General features: G+C 45.5%; 17 protein-coding genes. 9 read left to right on the top strand and 8 right to left on the bottom strand.

Annotated elements, in window-relative coordinates:
- Nucleotides 1-304 precede the first annotated feature (304 nt).
- The 3 genes from QUB51_RS21235 to QUB51_RS21225 all read right to left on the bottom strand — a co-directional run bounded on the left by QUB51_RS21235 (nucleotide 305) and on the right by QUB51_RS21225 (nucleotide 2,614).
- Nucleotides 305-1,057, bottom strand: coding sequence for a hypothetical protein (locus QUB51_RS21235; protein ID WP_333056884.1), 753 nt, complete (start codon nucleotides 1,055-1,057; stop codon nucleotides 305-307).
- Between the two features lie 371 nt (nucleotides 1,058-1,428).
- Nucleotides 1,429-1,917 (bottom strand): hypothetical protein, encoded by a 489-nt coding sequence (locus tag QUB51_RS21230; protein ID WP_333056883.1) that lies wholly within the window; start codon nucleotides 1,915-1,917, stop codon nucleotides 1,429-1,431.
- 76 nt (nucleotides 1,918-1,993) lie between these two features.
- Nucleotides 1,994-2,614 carry a hypothetical protein gene (locus QUB51_RS21225; RefSeq protein WP_333056882.1) on the bottom strand — a complete coding sequence of 207 codons (621 nt, stop codon included), beginning with the start codon at nucleotides 2,612-2,614 and terminating at the stop codon, nucleotides 1,994-1,996.
- Nucleotides 2,615-2,801: 187 nt separating this feature from the next.
- On the opposite strand from QUB51_RS21225, the gene QUB51_RS21220 reads away from it, so the two are divergent.
- The 3 genes from QUB51_RS21220 to QUB51_RS21210 all read left to right on the top strand — a co-directional run bounded on the left by QUB51_RS21220 (nucleotide 2,802) and on the right by QUB51_RS21210 (nucleotide 4,619).
- Nucleotides 2,802-4,058 (top strand): WD40 repeat domain-containing protein, encoded by a 1,257-nt coding sequence (locus QUB51_RS21220; protein ID WP_333056881.1) that lies wholly within the window; start codon nucleotides 2,802-2,804, stop codon nucleotides 4,056-4,058.
- A gap of 69 nt (nucleotides 4,059-4,127) precedes the next feature.
- Nucleotides 4,128-4,397 (top strand): type II toxin-antitoxin system ParD family antitoxin, encoded by a 270-nt coding sequence (locus tag QUB51_RS21215; RefSeq protein WP_333263122.1) that lies wholly within the window; start codon nucleotides 4,128-4,130, stop codon nucleotides 4,395-4,397.
- 39 nt (nucleotides 4,398-4,436) lie between these two features.
- The gene (locus QUB51_RS21210) at nucleotides 4,437-4,619 is read left to right on the top strand and encodes a type II toxin-antitoxin system RelE/ParE family toxin (RefSeq protein ID WP_333056879.1); all 183 of its coding nucleotides are present in this window, start codon (nucleotides 4,437-4,439) and stop codon (nucleotides 4,617-4,619) included.
- A gap of 314 nt (nucleotides 4,620-4,933) precedes the next feature.
- On the opposite strand, the gene QUB51_RS21205 is transcribed toward QUB51_RS21210, so the two are convergent.
- The gene (locus QUB51_RS21205; RefSeq protein WP_333056878.1) at nucleotides 4,934-5,869 is read right to left on the bottom strand and encodes an isoaspartyl peptidase/L-asparaginase; all 936 of its coding nucleotides are present in this window, start codon (nucleotides 5,867-5,869) and stop codon (nucleotides 4,934-4,936) included.
- 72 nt (nucleotides 5,870-5,941) lie between these two features.
- Nucleotides 5,942-6,097 carry a DUF2256 domain-containing protein gene (locus tag QUB51_RS21200; protein WP_006631540.1) on the bottom strand — a complete coding sequence of 52 codons (156 nt, stop codon included), beginning with the start codon at nucleotides 6,095-6,097 and terminating at the stop codon, nucleotides 5,942-5,944.
- A gap of 159 nt (nucleotides 6,098-6,256) precedes the next feature.
- On the opposite strand from QUB51_RS21200, the gene QUB51_RS21195 reads away from it, so the two are divergent.
- The 6 genes from QUB51_RS21195 (at nucleotide 6,257) to QUB51_RS21170 (ending at nucleotide 11,266) form a co-directional block, all read left to right on the top strand.
- Entirely contained in the window at nucleotides 6,257-7,213 is a 957-nt protein-coding gene (locus QUB51_RS21195) for an RNA methyltransferase (protein ID WP_333056907.1), read from the top strand.
- A 215-nt stretch (nucleotides 7,214-7,428) separates the two neighbouring features.
- Nucleotides 7,429-9,054 carry a serine hydrolase gene (locus tag QUB51_RS21190; protein WP_333056876.1) on the top strand — a complete coding sequence of 542 codons (1,626 nt, stop codon included), beginning with the start codon at nucleotides 7,429-7,431 and terminating at the stop codon, nucleotides 9,052-9,054.
- Between the two features lie 65 nt (nucleotides 9,055-9,119).
- Complete coding sequence (locus QUB51_RS21185; protein WP_333263125.1) at nucleotides 9,120-9,521, top strand: hypothetical protein; 402 nt, start codon at nucleotides 9,120-9,122, stop codon at nucleotides 9,519-9,521.
- On the top strand, nucleotides 9,518-9,991 hold the full coding sequence (locus QUB51_RS21180) for a hypothetical protein (RefSeq protein ID WP_333056874.1): 474 nt from the start codon (nucleotides 9,518-9,520) through the stop codon (nucleotides 9,989-9,991). The genes QUB51_RS21185 and QUB51_RS21180 overlap by 4 nt, the downstream gene beginning before the upstream one ends.
- Complete coding sequence (locus QUB51_RS21175; RefSeq protein WP_333056873.1) at nucleotides 9,988-10,416, top strand: HNH endonuclease signature motif containing protein; 429 nt, start codon at nucleotides 9,988-9,990, stop codon at nucleotides 10,414-10,416. Before QUB51_RS21180 ends, QUB51_RS21175 begins: the two co-directional genes overlap by 4 nt.
- Nucleotides 10,417-10,507: 91 nt before the next feature.
- Nucleotides 10,508-11,266: an HNH endonuclease gene (locus tag QUB51_RS21170; RefSeq protein ID WP_333233878.1), complete on the top strand. Its 759-nt coding sequence runs from the start codon at nucleotides 10,508-10,510 to the stop codon at nucleotides 11,264-11,266.
- Between the two features lie 281 nt (nucleotides 11,267-11,547).
- Here the strand turns inward: QUB51_RS21170 and obgE are convergent, their stop codons facing one another.
- From obgE to QUB51_RS21155, 3 genes are all read right to left on the bottom strand, one after another.
- The gene (gene obgE, locus QUB51_RS21165; RefSeq protein WP_333211907.1) at nucleotides 11,548-12,588 is read right to left on the bottom strand and encodes a GTPase ObgE; all 1,041 of its coding nucleotides are present in this window, start codon (nucleotides 12,586-12,588) and stop codon (nucleotides 11,548-11,550) included.
- 662 nt (nucleotides 12,589-13,250) lie between these two features.
- Nucleotides 13,251-14,147 carry a Mo-dependent nitrogenase C-terminal domain-containing protein gene (locus tag QUB51_RS21160; RefSeq protein WP_333056868.1) on the bottom strand — a complete coding sequence of 299 codons (897 nt, stop codon included), beginning with the start codon at nucleotides 14,145-14,147 and terminating at the stop codon, nucleotides 13,251-13,253.
- A gap of 418 nt (nucleotides 14,148-14,565) precedes the next feature.
- Nucleotides 14,566-15,639 (bottom strand): class I SAM-dependent methyltransferase, encoded by a 1,074-nt coding sequence (locus QUB51_RS21155; RefSeq protein WP_333056867.1) that lies wholly within the window; start codon nucleotides 15,637-15,639, stop codon nucleotides 14,566-14,568.
- Nucleotides 15,640-15,929 lie beyond the last annotated feature (290 nt).

Genomic DNA, 15,929 nt, shown 5'->3' with positions numbered 1-15,929 from the left:
ATAACTTCCACTCTTGAAAGTGGGATGGGCGTCCCGCCCGTCATGAGTGGACGGGCGGGACGCCCATCCCACAATAAAAATTAAAATTGTCAGTTATTTAATTCGCGCTCCGAAAGAACCTAAAAAGTGAACGATTGTTCACTTTTTAGATGATCAGTTTCCACCCAATTGCGAGTTTCGCACTCGATACCAAAGAAACCGGGTTTTTATAACGGAAGCGATCGCACTCTAGGAGAGATTTTGCTAAAAAACCCGGTTTCTGCGTAAGTCTCCAACCTTGAGAAATCGGGTCGATCGCGAGCAGCTATTTTTGGTTATTTTGCTGGTGCAGATAGTTGTTAATCGCTTTGGCGATTTTTGCTTGCTGGTATGGGTTCATAGTGCGGGGTAGGGAGATGCGAGAGCCTCCACAAACTAACAGTCTAACTTCGTACCAAATGTCATGCTCCCGATCTTTTGTTCGCTCGACTTCCACGCCATAAATCTCGCACAGAGAGTATTGAATTAGCTTAGTTCCCAACAAACCCTGCTGTTTAACAGTCAGGGCATTTAAAGTTGTATCAAAGCTATAAATTTCCTTTTTTCCGAAGGCTATTACTGCTATCCCTGCTGTCACAAATATGGCTCCTATCCCTAGAAACCAACTGTCGAGTAGCTTTAATTCCAGCAATCTGCGCTCCGCATTTTTAACAAAAGAATTGATGTCCGAAGCAATAGCGTCTTGGGTTCCCCAATTAGGGGAGTTAGCAGTGAAAGGAACATAGCCAGCATCAGTCCGAAGTACAACTTTGCTGGTGTAGGCCGCTCTGACAACTTTTGCTCCCTGCAAAGAAGCAAGCTGAATTTCTTGAATCTTCGATCCCAGCAAGCTCGATCGCACCAACTGACAATTCCCTTGTGTTCCTTGCACTCTGTGACAATACAGGCTTGCCAAATTGTAATCAAACGCCGCCAATTTCAGTCCAAATACCATTAACAAACAGCTAGGTAGCCAAAAATCAAATACGCCACGAGTCTGAATTTTTAATTCAGTCGCTGTTTGCTCGATTATTTTCATTTATTTTACCCTGAGATTAAACAAAGGATATTAGAGGCCCTATCTTTGCTGGGATGCGCCCTATTGTTAACTTATATGTTATTTGAAGTTTGTCCTATGACCTGAGCCTTTTGATCTTGCTAAGATATTAGCACTAAAATGTCTCGCGCACAATAACTGTAGCGAGTATAGGTGCGGGTGGCTTTGAGATAGCTTTCCGTCATTTCTCCCTGGTGATGGACTTGGGCGATTGCCTACGCGATATAGCAATCCTCGCATCATTTGCATAATTATTGTAGGGGCAATCCCACGCCCGGTTGCCCGATAGATAGGGGGTAGGCACTCTTAGCACTACCCCTACCAATTTATCTGAATATTTAGGATTGCTATAGCTAGGGTTCACTGATTTGTAGGGCAAATACATTGCTAACCGTGCGATTATCCTTAATCGAGATATAGCTGCGAATCAAGTCAGCCATTTTGTATTGTTCTGTTAGTGAATAGCTTCTTAAACAGATGATATCGCCCCCGAACATCCACAAATCAACATAATAACTACGATTTCCCTCGCTATCTCCTATTTCCTCTAATTCCACCGCAGAAATATCGCGAGTTGAGCATTCGGTAACATCATGAAGCCATACACCCCGTCGTTTAATGGTCATTTTGCTAAGAGTTTTATCAAAAATATATGTTTCATCTATCGCCCCGTCCAACAAAGACAGCGAAAACAACAGAAAGATACCTCCACCTATCCAATTTGATACTAAAATAATCTGCAATAATCCCATAACGATAAATGGAGAAATTAATAGCAAACCATCCCAAAAGATGGCTGTTTTAATTATTAATCTATTTGGCGTTTGCTTGATGATTTTCATGATTTAAGGTGAGATTTTTAACAACCCTGTGAATCACTTATCTATTCGCTGTATGCAATTTTTACTGCACCGATTATTATTTGACACTGCTTTGGACGATCGCACTTTTGGTGTTGTAAACAGCCTTGACAGCATAAGCCTCGCCGGGACGTATATGTAAAGCTCTGTTAAAATTGATTAAAGCGGTTTGATAGTCTCCCCGATCGTAGTAAATATAGCCGACTTTCATCAATTGTTTGAAGTCAGAATTTTGAGCAGCAACACGTGCAGAATTAGGATTATTTACAGATGCAGCAGAAGTAGGAGATGGCTCTAAAGCAGGAGATAACTCTTGATTGGGTGATGGAGAAGTGTTGAAACCAGAAGGAAAAGAAGAGGGCGATTGCTCGTTATACCCCTGCTCTACATTAGATCCAGAGCCAGAGATTTTTACAAAATTTTTGCCATAAAATACTGAAGTAGTAATGCCTCCCAATACAAACATCAACAATCCAGCACATTGAATTAAGAAGGTTTTTCTAATTTTTTCATTGCTCCAATTTTTGATATAAAAAACCAATGATGCCAATGGGACAAGCAAGTAAAGCACTCCCCAAATAGTTTCCTCTCCAAAAGCTTGAACTAATCCCCAAAAATAGCCAACAAGACTTAAAACTAAACCTAGGATAAAAAATAAGGCGATCGCAATTCCCGGCATTTTCTATTTCTCCAGTAGATGTATACTTATTTTGACAACTGTAAAAGAGCGGATTTTCAACCTGAAACTCTTTCCCCTGTTTGCTGTGTTAAAAATAGATTAGCGGTGACAACAGTTCGATCGCGCACAGCGAATGTTAGGATTTAGGTTAGGAATTTGACTAGGAACTCGATCGCGACTGCCGCAAATGATACTCTCAACCCTCGATCGACCCGAAGAACCATTTGCACGCGCCAGCAAAGGCTGGGACATCCAAAAGCTTTACACCGACTTGGCAAATGCCAAACAACAATTCGCCCCCCACACCAGAAGAGGGCTGACACCTGTAGAAAAGCGGCACCTCTGCGGCTTGTTGTGCGGCTACAGCCCAGCCGAAATTGCGGTATTTCTCAACAAACAAATCAAAGGTGTAGAAGTTGACTTGTCAAAAACTTTGTACAGATACATAGAATTATTGACAAATCGGCCCCGAAATGCTCTTAAAAATTGGAGAGATGCGATCGACTGGCTGGAAATAGCCGGATATAAAACGCAGCCAAAAACCTCAACCGGCGCCATATTAAAAGCTACTCTCCACCATTCAGACAGGATTTTGTCTGCAGCTATCAGTCCCGACGGACAATTCCTCGCAACGGGATCAGAGGATAGTACAGTGAAAATTTGGAGTTTGCACAGCGGGGAACTGCAGCAGACAATTTTCGGACATTCAACAGCCGTATTGCTAGTGGCTTTCAGTCCCGCCAGCAAAACGCTGCTGACACGATCGCGCGCGGGTACAGTCAAACTCTGGAACCTGCAAAACGGCCAACTGCTGAAGCGTTTGGCAGAGGTACACCGCCACGAATCCGTCGCCGTAAGCCCCGACTGGCAAATTTTGGCGATCGGCACCACCCGCAGCACTGTCAAGCTTCAGCACCTCAACAGCGGCCAACTGCTGCAAGTTTTGGCAGGCTATCAAGGGGATGACATAAGTGCGATCGCCCTGAGTCCCAACGGAAAAATGCTAGTAGCCAGCGGCCTCAATGCAGCCAGCGGTTTCTGTCGCGCCACAGTCACTTTGTGGGAATTGCCGGGAGGCGAAGTGAGACGAACATTTGGCAGCGAAAATTATGTAGCGATTTCTTCCGATAGCCAAATTCTTGTCAATCATGGTGGCCAAACTATCAAACTCTGGAATTTGCAAACAGGCGAATTATTGCATTCGCTGCAAACAGCAATTCGCATCACTTCCGCCGCCGCAATTAGCCCCGACGGGAAATACTTTGCAGTGGGGTGTTTTGACGGTACTGTTAGACTTTGGAATTTTCGCGGCGAATTGCTGCACACTTTAGATGGACATTCTAGCCCTGTGTCTGCGGTGGCGATCGGGCTTTTGGGCGAAACTCTCGTCAGCGGCGGAGAGAATGGTACTGTTAAACTTTGGCAACTGCGGATTGAAGATTAGAGAGGTGACGGGCCATGATTAAATTATTGGAGTATAATTGATTTAAGGTTTTTGAGAGGGGCCCAGACAATGAATGTTACCCTAACACCAGAACAGGAAAAATACGTGCTCTCGCAATTAAAAGGTGGCAACTATGACAGCGTTCAGGAATTAATTAGCGAAGCATTGCAACTGCTAGAAGAAAGAAATCGTCCACTGAAACAGCAGCGTCTGGCAGAACTCAGACAAAAAATTGCTAGCGGCACTGAGCAAATTGCTCAAGGAAAAGTGACTGATGGTGAAGTAGTTTTTGCCAGATTGCAGGAAAAAATTCGCTCAATTTCTGAGTCTGGATTATGAGCAGCTATTCTTTCTCAGATGATGCAATTCAAGATTTAGATGACATTTGCTCCTTCTATTGCTGGTAATAATTACAGTTCGGCCAGTAAGCTTTTTGATAGGATTCGAGAACGATGTAAAGTCACGGCGGATTTTCCTAATATGGGTAAAAATTATAGCCAGCTATCTCCCAGCTTGCGAGGATTTATTGTCGATGATTACATCGTTTTTTATTACCCCTGAGAAGATGGAATTGATGTAGTTCGCGTAGTGAATGGATACCGCGACTTGGAATCTCTTTTTTCAGATTCGGATGAAGGATAGGACGAGCGCATTTTCAGAACTCATTGCATAAAATGTCGCCATATTGCTAGAAGTGAGAAAGGAATGAGTAAAACTAAGGATCGCGAATTAAATAACTTACAATTTTAATTGTTATTGTGGGACGCCCATCCCACAAACTTGTGGAAGTTATTTAATTCTCATTCCTAACGCAGATCGAACTCCCCGACTTCTTGGAGAAGTCGAGGATCGGAATCACCGATTAAGAACCATTTTTAAGCAATGAAAATCAGCGTTCCCTTGCTCATTTCCAAAGTATCGCCCATTTGCATACCATTGTGAAAAGCACCCAAAATCACCTCGCTAGTTTTGCCGAAAGCGATCGCCCCGCTAGCATCAATTCCAATTGCGCCAAAATCCCGTTGACGTTCGTCAGCTTCAGCAAAAGAACGCTCAAAAGCAGCTTTCAAACTCAAACCATCCGTTACCCGAATTACAATTCGCGCGGCCAAACACTCGTCCATAATGTGCTCGCCAATCCCCGTACAGCTTACCGCCGCACTCCCTGCCGCGTAATTTCCCGCCGGCATCGCCGAGTCACTAACCCGCCCAATCCGCTCAAAACCCTTGCCACCAGTCGAAGTCCCAGCAGCCAAGCGTCCATGCACATCCAAAGCTACGACTCCGATCGTACCCACACCGGCCGGTTCGGCAACCACGTCAGCCATTGCTTTGCTAAAATTGCCTTGGCGTTCCTGCATCCACTCGTGCAAACGCAAATCCGTCATCGGATCGTAAATCGGCAAGTGAAGTTCTCGCAGCAATTCTGCCGAACCAAAATCAGAGAGAACCCGATCGTCCGAAGTCTGCAAAAATTTAGCAAGTTCGATCGGATTTTGAACGCGAGAAACATTTATCGCCCCGCTGAAACGCTGCATCAAACCGTCCATCAGCGAAGCACTCATCCGAATTTGACCGTCCGACTGCACCACAGAACCAGTACCGGCATTGAATCGCGGGTCATCTTCCAACAATTGGCACCCCCGCACCACTGCATCTACGGCACTTGCACCGTCTTTCAGCAGCGGATAAACTTCCTCCAAAACATCGTAAAGCGATTTCCGCACCGCCTCAATTCCGCCTTTACTGTGTAGAGAACTGCCGGCACCGCCGTGAATAACTAGCTTTGGTTGCACTTGTTGCGATGCCATAATTTATAACCTAATAACCTAAAATTTTTCCTTTGCAATCTTAGCTTTGTTCGAGCAACTTGCCCTAACTTCTTAATCTTGAGCCGCCAAACGGCGGCGACGACATCGTTCGGAGCAGTATTTGACCTCATCCCAGCAGTCGGCCCATTTTTTGCGCCAAGTAAAAGGTCGATCGCATACCGGGCACATTTTTGTCGGTAAATCAGATTTCGATCGTTGCTTAGCCATGCTAATTTTGACAATAGATTAACTAATTCCCATCTTGTACCATTTTTATGAACAGGCAAGATGCCTGTTCCACAAGAGTTAAATTTGATTGTGGAACAGGCATCTTGCCTGTTGCTAAGGAAACAACCTAATTTCTACCAAACACCTCCCCAAATAAAAATGCTCGAAACGGCCGACGCCAACATCCGAATAGTTTTAGTCGAACCGGCAGGCCCATTGAATGTCGGTTCTGTTGCCCGCGTCATGAAAAATATGGGTTTGCACCAATTAGTTTTGGTAAATCCCCAATGCGATCATTTAGGGGAAGAAGCCCGACTGATGGCAGTTCGCGCCGCCGACATATTGGAAACGGCGAAAGTAGTCGAGAGTTTGCCCGCTGCTTTGGTTGGGTGTGTCAGAGCGATCGCAACTACAGGGGATGATAGTCGATCGTTGCCAACACAACTAGAAGAACCCGCAGAGGCCTTGCCTTGGCTCCTAGAAGCCCCCAGCGCCCTCATTTTCGGCCGAGAAGACTGCGGCTTGACCAATGCCGAATTAAACCGCGCTCAACGCCTGATCCGCATTCCCAGCAGCGATGCCTACACATCTCTAAATCTCGCCCAAGCCGTCGCTATCTGCTGTTACGAACTATACCGGGAAGAAGGAAGAAGGAAGAAGGAAGAAGGAAGAGGGAAGAGGGAAGAAGGAACAGGGAAGGAAGAAGAAGATGCCTCGTTCCCCGGCTCAGCCGGGGAACGCATATCCAGAGGCTCTGCCTCTTCAATACCCCATGCCACAGATAATTTATCAACTTGTTACCAAGAACAACTTGCCACCCGCCAGACAGAAAATCTCTCAATTCCCCTCGCCAGTGCTCCCTTGGAAAATTTAGAGGGATATTACCAGCAACTAGAAACGCTTTTACTCAAAATAGGATATTTGCAGCAGCACACAGCAGCAAGCCGGATGGAAAAATTTCGGCGTTTGTACAACAGGGCTTATCCGACAGTGGATGAAGTCGCCATGCTGCGGGGCGTCCTCCGCCAAACAGAATGGGCAATCAAAAGTTACCCACGAGAGGCAAATTCTGATACTCTGGATGGGGCGTTGCCGGAAAATCCAACAGATAGCTAGGAGAACTTTCCTGTACCCACTTGTCACCTTCAAAACAGGGTTTCTTGACTAAAAACCTAAGCTTTGCGATAATTTGCGGGCAATAAACCCGGTTGCTGATACCATGCAGCGTCTGGGGTAAATCTAAAATCTAAAATCTAAAATCTAAAATTGATTGGCTGACAAGCGGAAAAATCTTAAACTTGAACTTTACATTAGTGATGAAGGAGTAAGACGTGGCAGAGCGGTTTCCCAAAGGATCGATATTATCGGTGATATCCTCGTCGATATCCTCTCCCAACTCCGGCTCAAAGCAGCCTAAGTCCGGCAAAGCAAGTCAGTCTGGCAACTCGGGCCGCCGCCGCCCTCCCCAACCGCAAAACGGCAATCCAGAAATTCGATCGCCCGAACCTGCAACTTTGCCACCGCAACAGGGCCGGGGCAGCAGAATTGGAGCCAATTCTCCCACATCTTCGGAAGAATTTACTACACAAGACTTTTTATCCGATCCTCGATCGGCAATTAACCCCAGAAAACCCAGAACCAGCAAAACTCCGCAGTCGAAGACTCGCCAACCACGCAAAAAAGGCCTCGCTGCTGTCGATATGTTCCAGTTTCCAGATCCGACTCTGGAGCGGGAAAATGTGAGTTCGATCGCCAGCAATCCCAACACCCAGATCCCAACAGCCACTCCCCCTACCACCCGTGGAAGTCGTCCCACTTCGCCCCCAGTTCGCATTCCAGACACGGTAATCCCCCCAGATGTCAAAAAACCCCCCGTGCCTAAACCGCGTCCGCAAGCGAGCCAGAAACCGGGCAAACGCTCTGCACCTCGGAGCGTGCCGCCGTTGGTGTATGCTACTCGCTTGCTGATTCTGGGAGTTGGGATAGCGGTAATTTGCGGTACGCTGCTGTCGGTGGTAAATGCTGTGAGTCGAGCATCGACTGTAGCGACAGAAGAACAAACCACCACAGGGCAGAACAACCCAGCCGATAGCGCATCTGCGGCACCAGCAGCCCCAGAAGTGCTGCAACTGAATCAAGAATTAGCGGCTTTGAAAACCAAAGTTCAAGTTTTAGCAACAGAAAATCCTAGTTTAACAGCCGGAATATTTCTAGTCGATTTAGATACTGGAAGCTACCTAAATTTTAATGGCGATACTGCTTTTGCTTCAGCTAGCACAATTAAAGTACCAATTTTAGTAGCTTTTTTCCAAGCAGTAGATGAGGGCAAAGTGCAGTTAGATCAGGTGCTGACGCTGAAGTCCGAACACATTGTCGGCGGTTCTGGGGATATGCAAGACGAGTCTCCGGGTAAGAAGTATTCGGCTTTGGAAGTTGCCCAAAAGATGATTGTTGTCAGTGACAATACGGCGACAAATATGATGATTGAGTTGTTGGGAGGTGCTGAGGTTTTGAATCAGCATTTTGCAAATTGGGGTTTGAGTACCACGGTTCTGCGTAATAATTTGCCAGATTTGGAGGGTACTAATACTACCAGTCCGAAGGATTTGATTAATATCATCGCCCAGATCGATCGGGGTAATTTGGTATCGGTGAAATCGCGCGATCGTATTTTGCAAATCATGCGACAAACTAGAAATGATTCTTTGCTGCCGAAAGGTTTAGGCGAAGGTTCAATTATTGCTCACAAAACCGGCAACATTGATACAATTCTTGCGGATGCCGGTATGGTGGATTTGCCGAACGGTAAGCGTTATTTGGTGGCGGTGATGGTGAAGCATTCGCCGGAAACAGAGAAGCCAGCTCAAACATTGATTCGGGAGATTTCTCGGATGAGTTACCGCTATTTGTACGGTGGGGAAACGCCAGCCGATTCAAAAGTTAAAATTAAAAATTGAAAATTCAACCGGGTTTTTTCCGGCTATTGTTGTAGACTTTATCAAACTATAAACCAGTTGGTATTATGAAACTAAACATTCGACTTGCTTGTCTAGTAGCGCTCTCAATTTTAGCTGTGGGAGTCTTCCCTACCTTGAGTAATGCTAATCCTGCTCCTGAATCTGAGACGGACGGCGTGAGACTGATCAACAATAATATCGAACTCAATCGGGCGAAAAACTTAGCCCGTCAAGCAGCAGAAAGGGCTAATGGGGGTTTAGGCAACTATCGAGCTGAAGCTTCTATGCACGGTATTTCTAGGGAATCGCCGTTTGTAGACAATGGCGATGGAACTTGGACTTTTACTTTTAAGGGTTCCAAGCCTGGTTCGTCTGTCTTTACTGTAGAAACGGTTGTTACGGTTTCTCAAGATGGAAGGGTGAGAGTCGATTACAACGGGCAAATTCGCGAGTTATCTCCATTGTGAATAACTGTGGAAATATCGGGCTATGCAGTTTCAATCCTCGATCGGGATTTAAGCTAACGGCATTTTTTCCCTTTGTTACAATCAAGGGAATTCCCCTCCTCACATCAGCACTAATGCAAATTATCCTAGAAGTTCCCGATATCCTCGGCGAAAAACTGCAACAATTGGGCGATCGTCTCCCGGAAGCCCTGGATCGCGCACTTCGGGAACTCGCCCCCGCAGAAACCATTCCCTACCAAGACGATCGCCAAATAGTGGAACTGCTAGCCAGTCAACCCAGCCCAGAAGAAATCCTCGCAATCCGCCCCACACCTGCGTTGCAAGCCCGCATGAGCGAACTGCTCGATCGCAATAAATCCGGCACTATTTCGGCCAGAGAGGAAGTCGAACTCGATCGCTATTTGCTGTTAGAACATTGGGTGCGTTTAGCCAAAGCTCACGCCTACAAACGCTTACAGACAGAAGCATGAGTTATGTACCAGCCACTGTGCGTCGCGTCGTCACCCAACGCGCCGGAGACCAATGCGAGTATTGTCGATTTCCCCAAACGGCTTCACTCTTTGCCTTTGAAATGGAACACATCATTGCTGAAAAACATGATGGGGTCACCGTCGTGGAAAACCTAGCGTTATCCTGTCCTTGCTGCAACCGTTTCAAAGGAACTGACCTAGGTTCTATCGACCCTGAGACTGGACAGCTAACTCCCTTTTTTAATCCCCGTCTCCAGGAATGGTCAGACCATTTTCGGCTAGAAGGAGGAGCAATCGTCCCACGGACACCAGAAGGGCGCGTAACCGCTAAAATTCTGCAATTTAACCTCCTAGAACGCATCCTCGAACGCGAGCAACTTATCAGTATTGGGGAATATCCAGCACCCAGCCCACAAACCACATAAACAGTAGGTGATTATAAAATCAACCCAACGATGCAGATTGTAGCAATAATTTAGATAAGTGGTATTACAAAACAAATGAATAATTTTAATTGTGAAAAAACCGTCTAACTGGAATAGTCTTATAGACTCATTGGGTGATTGTAATTCCCCGTATGCTTATATAGTAGCTTATTATCTTTCAAGATTTGATAGAGATGCTTATCAGAAATTGGGATTTGGTAATATGACTGATACCCATGAAAAAATAGGCTCTCTACTTGGAATTTCCGCTAATACAATCAAAAATTTGAGAGATGCCTTTGATCCTTATCATGAAAATAGGCGTAAAGGCTGGTGGCAGAGAGAGTTATGGCGTTGTGAGAAAGAAATTTATGAAGGATTTCAAGAATATTCTGAAGAAGAACTCTATGTTTTAGTTTGCAAAATTTTAACCACACCCAAGCTTGATTTTGAACAGCTTTTCGATTCTTTTAGTGTCTCAGATGATACGCTAATATTTCCTGATGAAGTCGGAGAAGTAGAGGAAACTCAAACTTTTAAAGAAGGTTCTATTCGTCAAATACAAGTTAATGCTTATGAACGAAATAATCCAGCTCGCAAAAAATGTATTGAATATTATGGGCTAAATTGTTATGTTTGCAAGTTTAACTTTGAAAAAGTTTTTGGAGAAATAGGTAAAGGTTTTATTCATGTTCACCATATAATACCTTTAGCTGAAATTAATCAAGAATATGAAGTTAATCCTATTCAAGATTTACGTCCACTATGTCCTAACTGTCATGCAATGATTCATAGGAAATATCCTCCATTTACTATTGAAGAAATTAAAGATTTACTTAGTAAAAACTGACTTCGTAGATAGATGTCCAAGATATTTTATGATACCATTTAGGCTCAAACCCTTGCCGCACCAGGCATACAGCCGAAAGATTTGACAATTCCCGCATCCAGGATAACCGCCACGTGATTCATCCGTCCAGAAATAAAAAACCTGTATCCGATCAACCAGCCCCCGAATTTATCCGTGGGGTCAATGCTTCAATCTAAAATCTAAAATCTAAAATCTAAAATCGATTGACCCCTCAAAAAAACACCTACCGATTCACGGAAATTCCAGGAACCGGAAAGCGATTAAACACTCGCGACTGCTAACTGTTCTGCCGCCTCTTTCTCGTTCATCTCGTCGAGTTTTTGCCAAACTTGCTGCATCAATTCATCCAATCCAAGTCTACTAACGGCGGAAATCAACAAAACAGGAGCGCCGCTAATTTCTTTAAGTCGGCTGATTAAATTACCGATTTCTTCGCTTTCGAGGTCGATCGCATCTACCTTATTAAAAGCCAAAATCTGCGGTCGATCGGCTAAACCACGCCTGTAAGCCTTCAATTCTTCCTGAATTGTGACATAATTGGCGATCGGATCTTCATCGGTAATATCGATCAAATGCAGCAACAACCGAGTCCGTTCGATGTGCCGCAAAAACTCGTAACCCAAACCAGCACCTTCGTGAGCCCCTTCAATTAATCCCGGAATATCAGCAAAAACAGTACCGTCGCCGCTGGGTTTTCTGACTACGCCCAAATTCGGGACTAAAGTTGTAAACGGATAATCTGCTATCTTGGGGCGGGCCGCAGATAAAGCTGAAATTAAGGTGGATTTGCCAGCATTGGGCATCCCCAGAATTCCCACTTCAGCTAATAGCTTCAATTCCAAACGCAAAAATTTGTGTTCTCCTTCTTTTCCCGGCATCGCATAATCTGGAGCACGGTTAGAATTGGTCAGAAAACACTTGTTTCCCAAACCGCCTTTGCCACCTTTGGCTACGCAAAAAGTCTGTCCGGGCGTTACTAAATCTGCTAAGATTGCCTGAGTTTCCGCGTCGTAAACTACTGTACCGCAGGGAACTTCGATCGTGCGATCGTCCCCACCTGCACCAGTCATATTTTTCGGCGCGCCCCGCTTCCCGTCATCGGCTTTAAAAATCCGGTTGTACTGAAAATCTAGCAGCGTTTGCAGGCTTTCCACCGCCACCATATACACGGAACCGCCTTTGCCGCCTGTCCCGCCACTGGGCCCGCCCGCCGGTACATACTTTTCTCTGCGAAAAGCTACCATACCGTCGCCACCTTTGCCGGCTGCGACTTGAATATCTGCTCGATCGATAAATTGCATAATTTAGTCAGTTGTCAGTTGTCAGTTGTCAGTTGTCATATCATGTCCAATCGAGCGATTAAGAGGGCGGGTTTTTGAGATTGTCAATTATTGGCAAATATTTTTCGTGAACCCGCCCCTACCTTATTAGGGGTAATCGACCGGACATGATATCACTTGTCATTGGTCAATTGTCAATTGTTAGTTGTGATTAGTCATTAGTTATTATACCAGATGCAAGTACAATATTCCCCTTTTCCTATAGTCCGCGTCGGCGGACGACAGCCAAGTTTAGTCGCGATTTACAGTTGCCGGAAAATTATAATTTTACCAATTTTTAAAAGTAGTTCAGAACCAGAGATTGTACGTGAGCATTTGTAGGGAAACGGCAATGCCGTGTCCGGCTCCTAAATTGGCGATTTTTAATAATTTGTATAAGCTTGAGGATTGTACCAAAACTGGGGTTGAATTAGTATTATCAAAGCAGATTTGATATTAGCAGGACTCACGCACAAAAACTGCATAAACCCGGTTTTTCTACTGGGGCGGATGGGTGTAATGATGTTTTTTCGTAGAAAAACCAGGTTTTTGCGTTCAGGACTAATTAGTAGTCATTGGTTAATAGTTACAGTCATTAATCCAAGATTTTACCAGAATGGCTAATGGCTAATGACTAATGACTACTAACAATAGGACGATACATCTTCCTTACATTCATCTGCCAAATAGCAGAGAGCTCGAAAGCGCATCCCGACTAACTGTTCGTAAAGCGGGTTAATCTGGCACATCGCCGGAATGTGGACGATTTTGCGACCAAATAACACGACATCTCGCTCAAACGGACACTGGGGCGGAATAATTTTACAGACAAAGTGTGCCACTTTGGGGTCGTGAATTTCCCAGCCGTCAAGCCAGTCTTTGACGGGTTGCAGGACATCTTTGTGGTGAGGTTTAGGTAGCCGAGATGAAAGGGGTGTTCCGGCGACGGGGGCGACATTGGCATCAAAGACTATTTGGCTGCTGGGCCCCTGCGGATCATCGCACTTGCTGTCTTCGATGGTGTGTCGCAGAGCTTCCAGCGCCTCTACATTGTGCCCCAAAGCTGTGCAAAACTTAGAGATTACCTCGTCTTCGCTGAGCGAGTAGGTACCGTCTGCCAAAGCTACCATGACTGCTGTCCTCAAAAAATCCTCGCCTTTGGCGGTGTCTTTCCCTAACACAGCGGCTAATTCCTCTGGGGCAATAGGTTCAAAACCCTCCTCAAAAGATACCGGGTGTAGTTCATCCTGAGTTAGATTTGCAATCATTTTTTGCTCGTCTTCGTCAAAGTTGCCGTCTGCCCAAGCAATTGTCAGCAATCCCCGCAGCCAAGCAGTAATCTCTTCATTGGTGCAGGAAGATTTAGCGTTACTCATTAGCATTTCCACTTGGATGTACCAGTCAATTTGTTCGTTTACAGCGGACTCAATATTCCCCTCCCAATAATTTTTACTGGTTTTGTGGTCGATCGACGATCTATTTGTGGAAGGTTTGTGGCCGAAGATTGCTCCAAACGCTTGTAGTGGATGTGTTAAAAGCATATTTGTTTCTGTGCAGCATCTCTGACTAGCGAGCTAATCTTTTGGCTAATCCTATTCCCTAAAAAGTCATCTATCGGGAGGAATAGGTTGGTTGAATTCATCTTAACTTTAGTTGCACCCATTGAGATGGGGATCGACTTTTATTCCAGCCGGATTGCCATTAGCAACCCAATTTTTCGCCAAAAATAAAAGGTTGGCAAGCGCGGGATCTAATCAGACACTGGGTTTCTTACCCAGGGGCGATCGAACTTCGCTCTCTTTACATTTTAATATATATTTTTGTGAATTTTTCTGTACTGGCAGCACAATATTAACAGCGAGCAGGGTTTAAGCTGTTGAAATAAAAATATATGAGAAAAAATTGACCGCCGAGCAAAGCTTTTGATTGCTGTGTCCGTCTATAAATGACCGATTTTTTTTAACTTCGGCGGCACAAAATCCAGCGCAATTCCATTGGCGGGCGTGCGTTTGCCATCGGGAAGACATCTCGACCCGTGGCCCAACTGGGAAACCAGGGCGTCGGGGGCCAGGCTGCTTCCGGCAGGTGGTGGCGTTCATATTCAAACACCAATTCGTCGGATATTTGGACTAAGGGCAACCCTTCCATTGCAGTGGCGAGTTCTTGGGGCGTAAATAAAGTAGACCAGGAGAGTTGGGCAACTTGTCGCACGAGGGCATCAGGCTGGTAGTCACCGACGGTTAAAAACGTGCTGAACAGCAACAGACCTCCAGGAGACAGGGAATCGCACATTTTAGCGAGGAAAAGCCGTACTTGATCGCTGTCTCGAAAATGTGAGATGACTTCGGCGGCAACTGCCAACTGGTAGCGGGCCGGTTTCATCCGCATTAAGGGGTCGAGCACATCGCCTTCAGTCACTGTCACGGGAAGGTTTTCGGCTGTTACTGCTGCTTTCAATTGTTCTGCAAAAGCTGGGGCTAGTTCGATCGCATCTACAGAATAGCCCAATCTCGCCAGGGGCAAGGTATTGCGGCCGGTACCAGCCCCCACGTCCAAAATCCGCACTCGATCGGGCGTGCCCAATTTAGCAGCCGTTGCCATCAATTTTGCATCTGGATGAGAACCGAAAAGCGGAGGTTCTCTGGTGTCTACCCAGCTTTTGTACTGTTCTCCAACACTTGAGGTAGTAACAATCACTTTGCAGGCTAAACCGGTTTGCGGCGGCTGCACTGATTCGTATTGCAGGATCAGCATCGATGCTGTGGAGGTGCGGTAGCCTTGTTCTAACTTGGTGGCTAAAAGCTTGCTGAGTTCGTCTCTGCGGTCTTCGGGCAGGGGTCTGTCGAGAGTGCTAAATAGCTTTTCTATCGACTTGAGATAGTGGCTTAGCATTCCCGGTACGCAGGGGAAAATTAATTCTCCGCGAGCGTTTATGCGAGTATTAATTTTGTATAGGATAGCTTGCTGGAGAATGTCGGGATTTACTACCAGCGGTAGCTGTTCGGTCTGGTTGATTGTACTTTCGGCGCCCATAAATTCCGCGAAGAGGTGATTAGCTGTTAGTTGTTAGCTGTTAGTTGTTAGCTGTTAGTTATTAGTTATTTGTTATAACTCACATTTTGCACCCTTTTCAATAACAGGCAAGATGCCTGTTCCACAAAGAGTAGATTTTCTTCTTGTGGAACGGGCATCTTGCCCGTTCATAAAGCTTATTGACAATGGTACATTTCAGTTATAACTCACATCTTGCACCCTTTTCAATAACAGGCAAGATGCCTGTTCCACAAAGAGTAGATTTTCTTCTTGTGGAACGGGCATCTTGC

Origin of the sequence: Microcoleus sp. AT8-A3, from assembly GCF_036705675.1 — a bacterium.
Classification (GTDB): Bacteria; Cyanobacteriota; Cyanobacteriia; order Cyanobacteriales; family Microcoleaceae; genus Microcoleus.
This window is presented reverse-complemented; position numbering and strand designations above follow the sequence as displayed.

Excerpts from the sequence above, each read along its gene's own strand:
- QUB51_RS21235 (WP_333056884.1), bottom strand. The coding sequence starts at position 1,057 with ATGAAAATAATCGAGCAAACAGCGACTGAATTAAAAATTCAGACTCGT.
- QUB51_RS21230 (WP_333056883.1), bottom strand. The coding sequence starts at position 1,917 with ATGAAAATCATCAAGCAAACGCCAAATAGATTAATAATTAAAACAGCC.
- QUB51_RS21225 (WP_333056882.1), bottom strand. The coding sequence starts at position 2,614 with ATGCCGGGAATTGCGATCGCCTTATTTTTTATCCTAGGTTTAGTTTTA.
- QUB51_RS21220 (WP_333056881.1), top strand. The coding sequence starts at position 2,802 with ATGATACTCTCAACCCTCGATCGACCCGAAGAACCATTTGCACGCGCC.
- QUB51_RS21215 (WP_333263122.1), top strand. The coding sequence starts at position 4,128 with ATGAATGTTACCCTAACACCAGAACAGGAAAAATACGTGCTCTCGCAA.
- QUB51_RS21210 (WP_333056879.1), top strand. The coding sequence starts at position 4,437 with ATGACATTTGCTCCTTCTATTGCTGGTAATAATTACAGTTCGGCCAGT.
- QUB51_RS21205 (WP_333056878.1), bottom strand. The coding sequence starts at position 5,869 with ATGGCATCGCAACAAGTGCAACCAAAGCTAGTTATTCACGGCGGTGCC.
- QUB51_RS21200 (WP_006631540.1), bottom strand. The coding sequence starts at position 6,097 with ATGGCTAAGCAACGATCGAAATCTGATTTACCGACAAAAATGTGCCCG.
- QUB51_RS21195 (WP_333056907.1), top strand. The coding sequence starts at position 6,257 with ATGCTCGAAACGGCCGACGCCAACATCCGAATAGTTTTAGTCGAACCG.
- QUB51_RS21185 (WP_333263125.1), top strand. The coding sequence starts at position 9,120 with ATGAAACTAAACATTCGACTTGCTTGTCTAGTAGCGCTCTCAATTTTA.
- QUB51_RS21175 (WP_333056873.1), top strand. The coding sequence starts at position 9,988 with ATGAGTTATGTACCAGCCACTGTGCGTCGCGTCGTCACCCAACGCGCC.
- obgE (WP_333211907.1), bottom strand. The coding sequence starts at position 12,588 with ATGCAATTTATCGATCGAGCAGATATTCAAGTCGCAGCCGGCAAAGGT.
- QUB51_RS21160 (WP_333056868.1), bottom strand. The coding sequence starts at position 14,147 with ATGCTTTTAACACATCCACTACAAGCGTTTGGAGCAATCTTCGGCCAC.
- QUB51_RS21155 (WP_333056867.1), bottom strand. The coding sequence starts at position 15,639 with ATGGGCGCCGAAAGTACAATCAACCAGACCGAACAGCTACCGCTGGTA.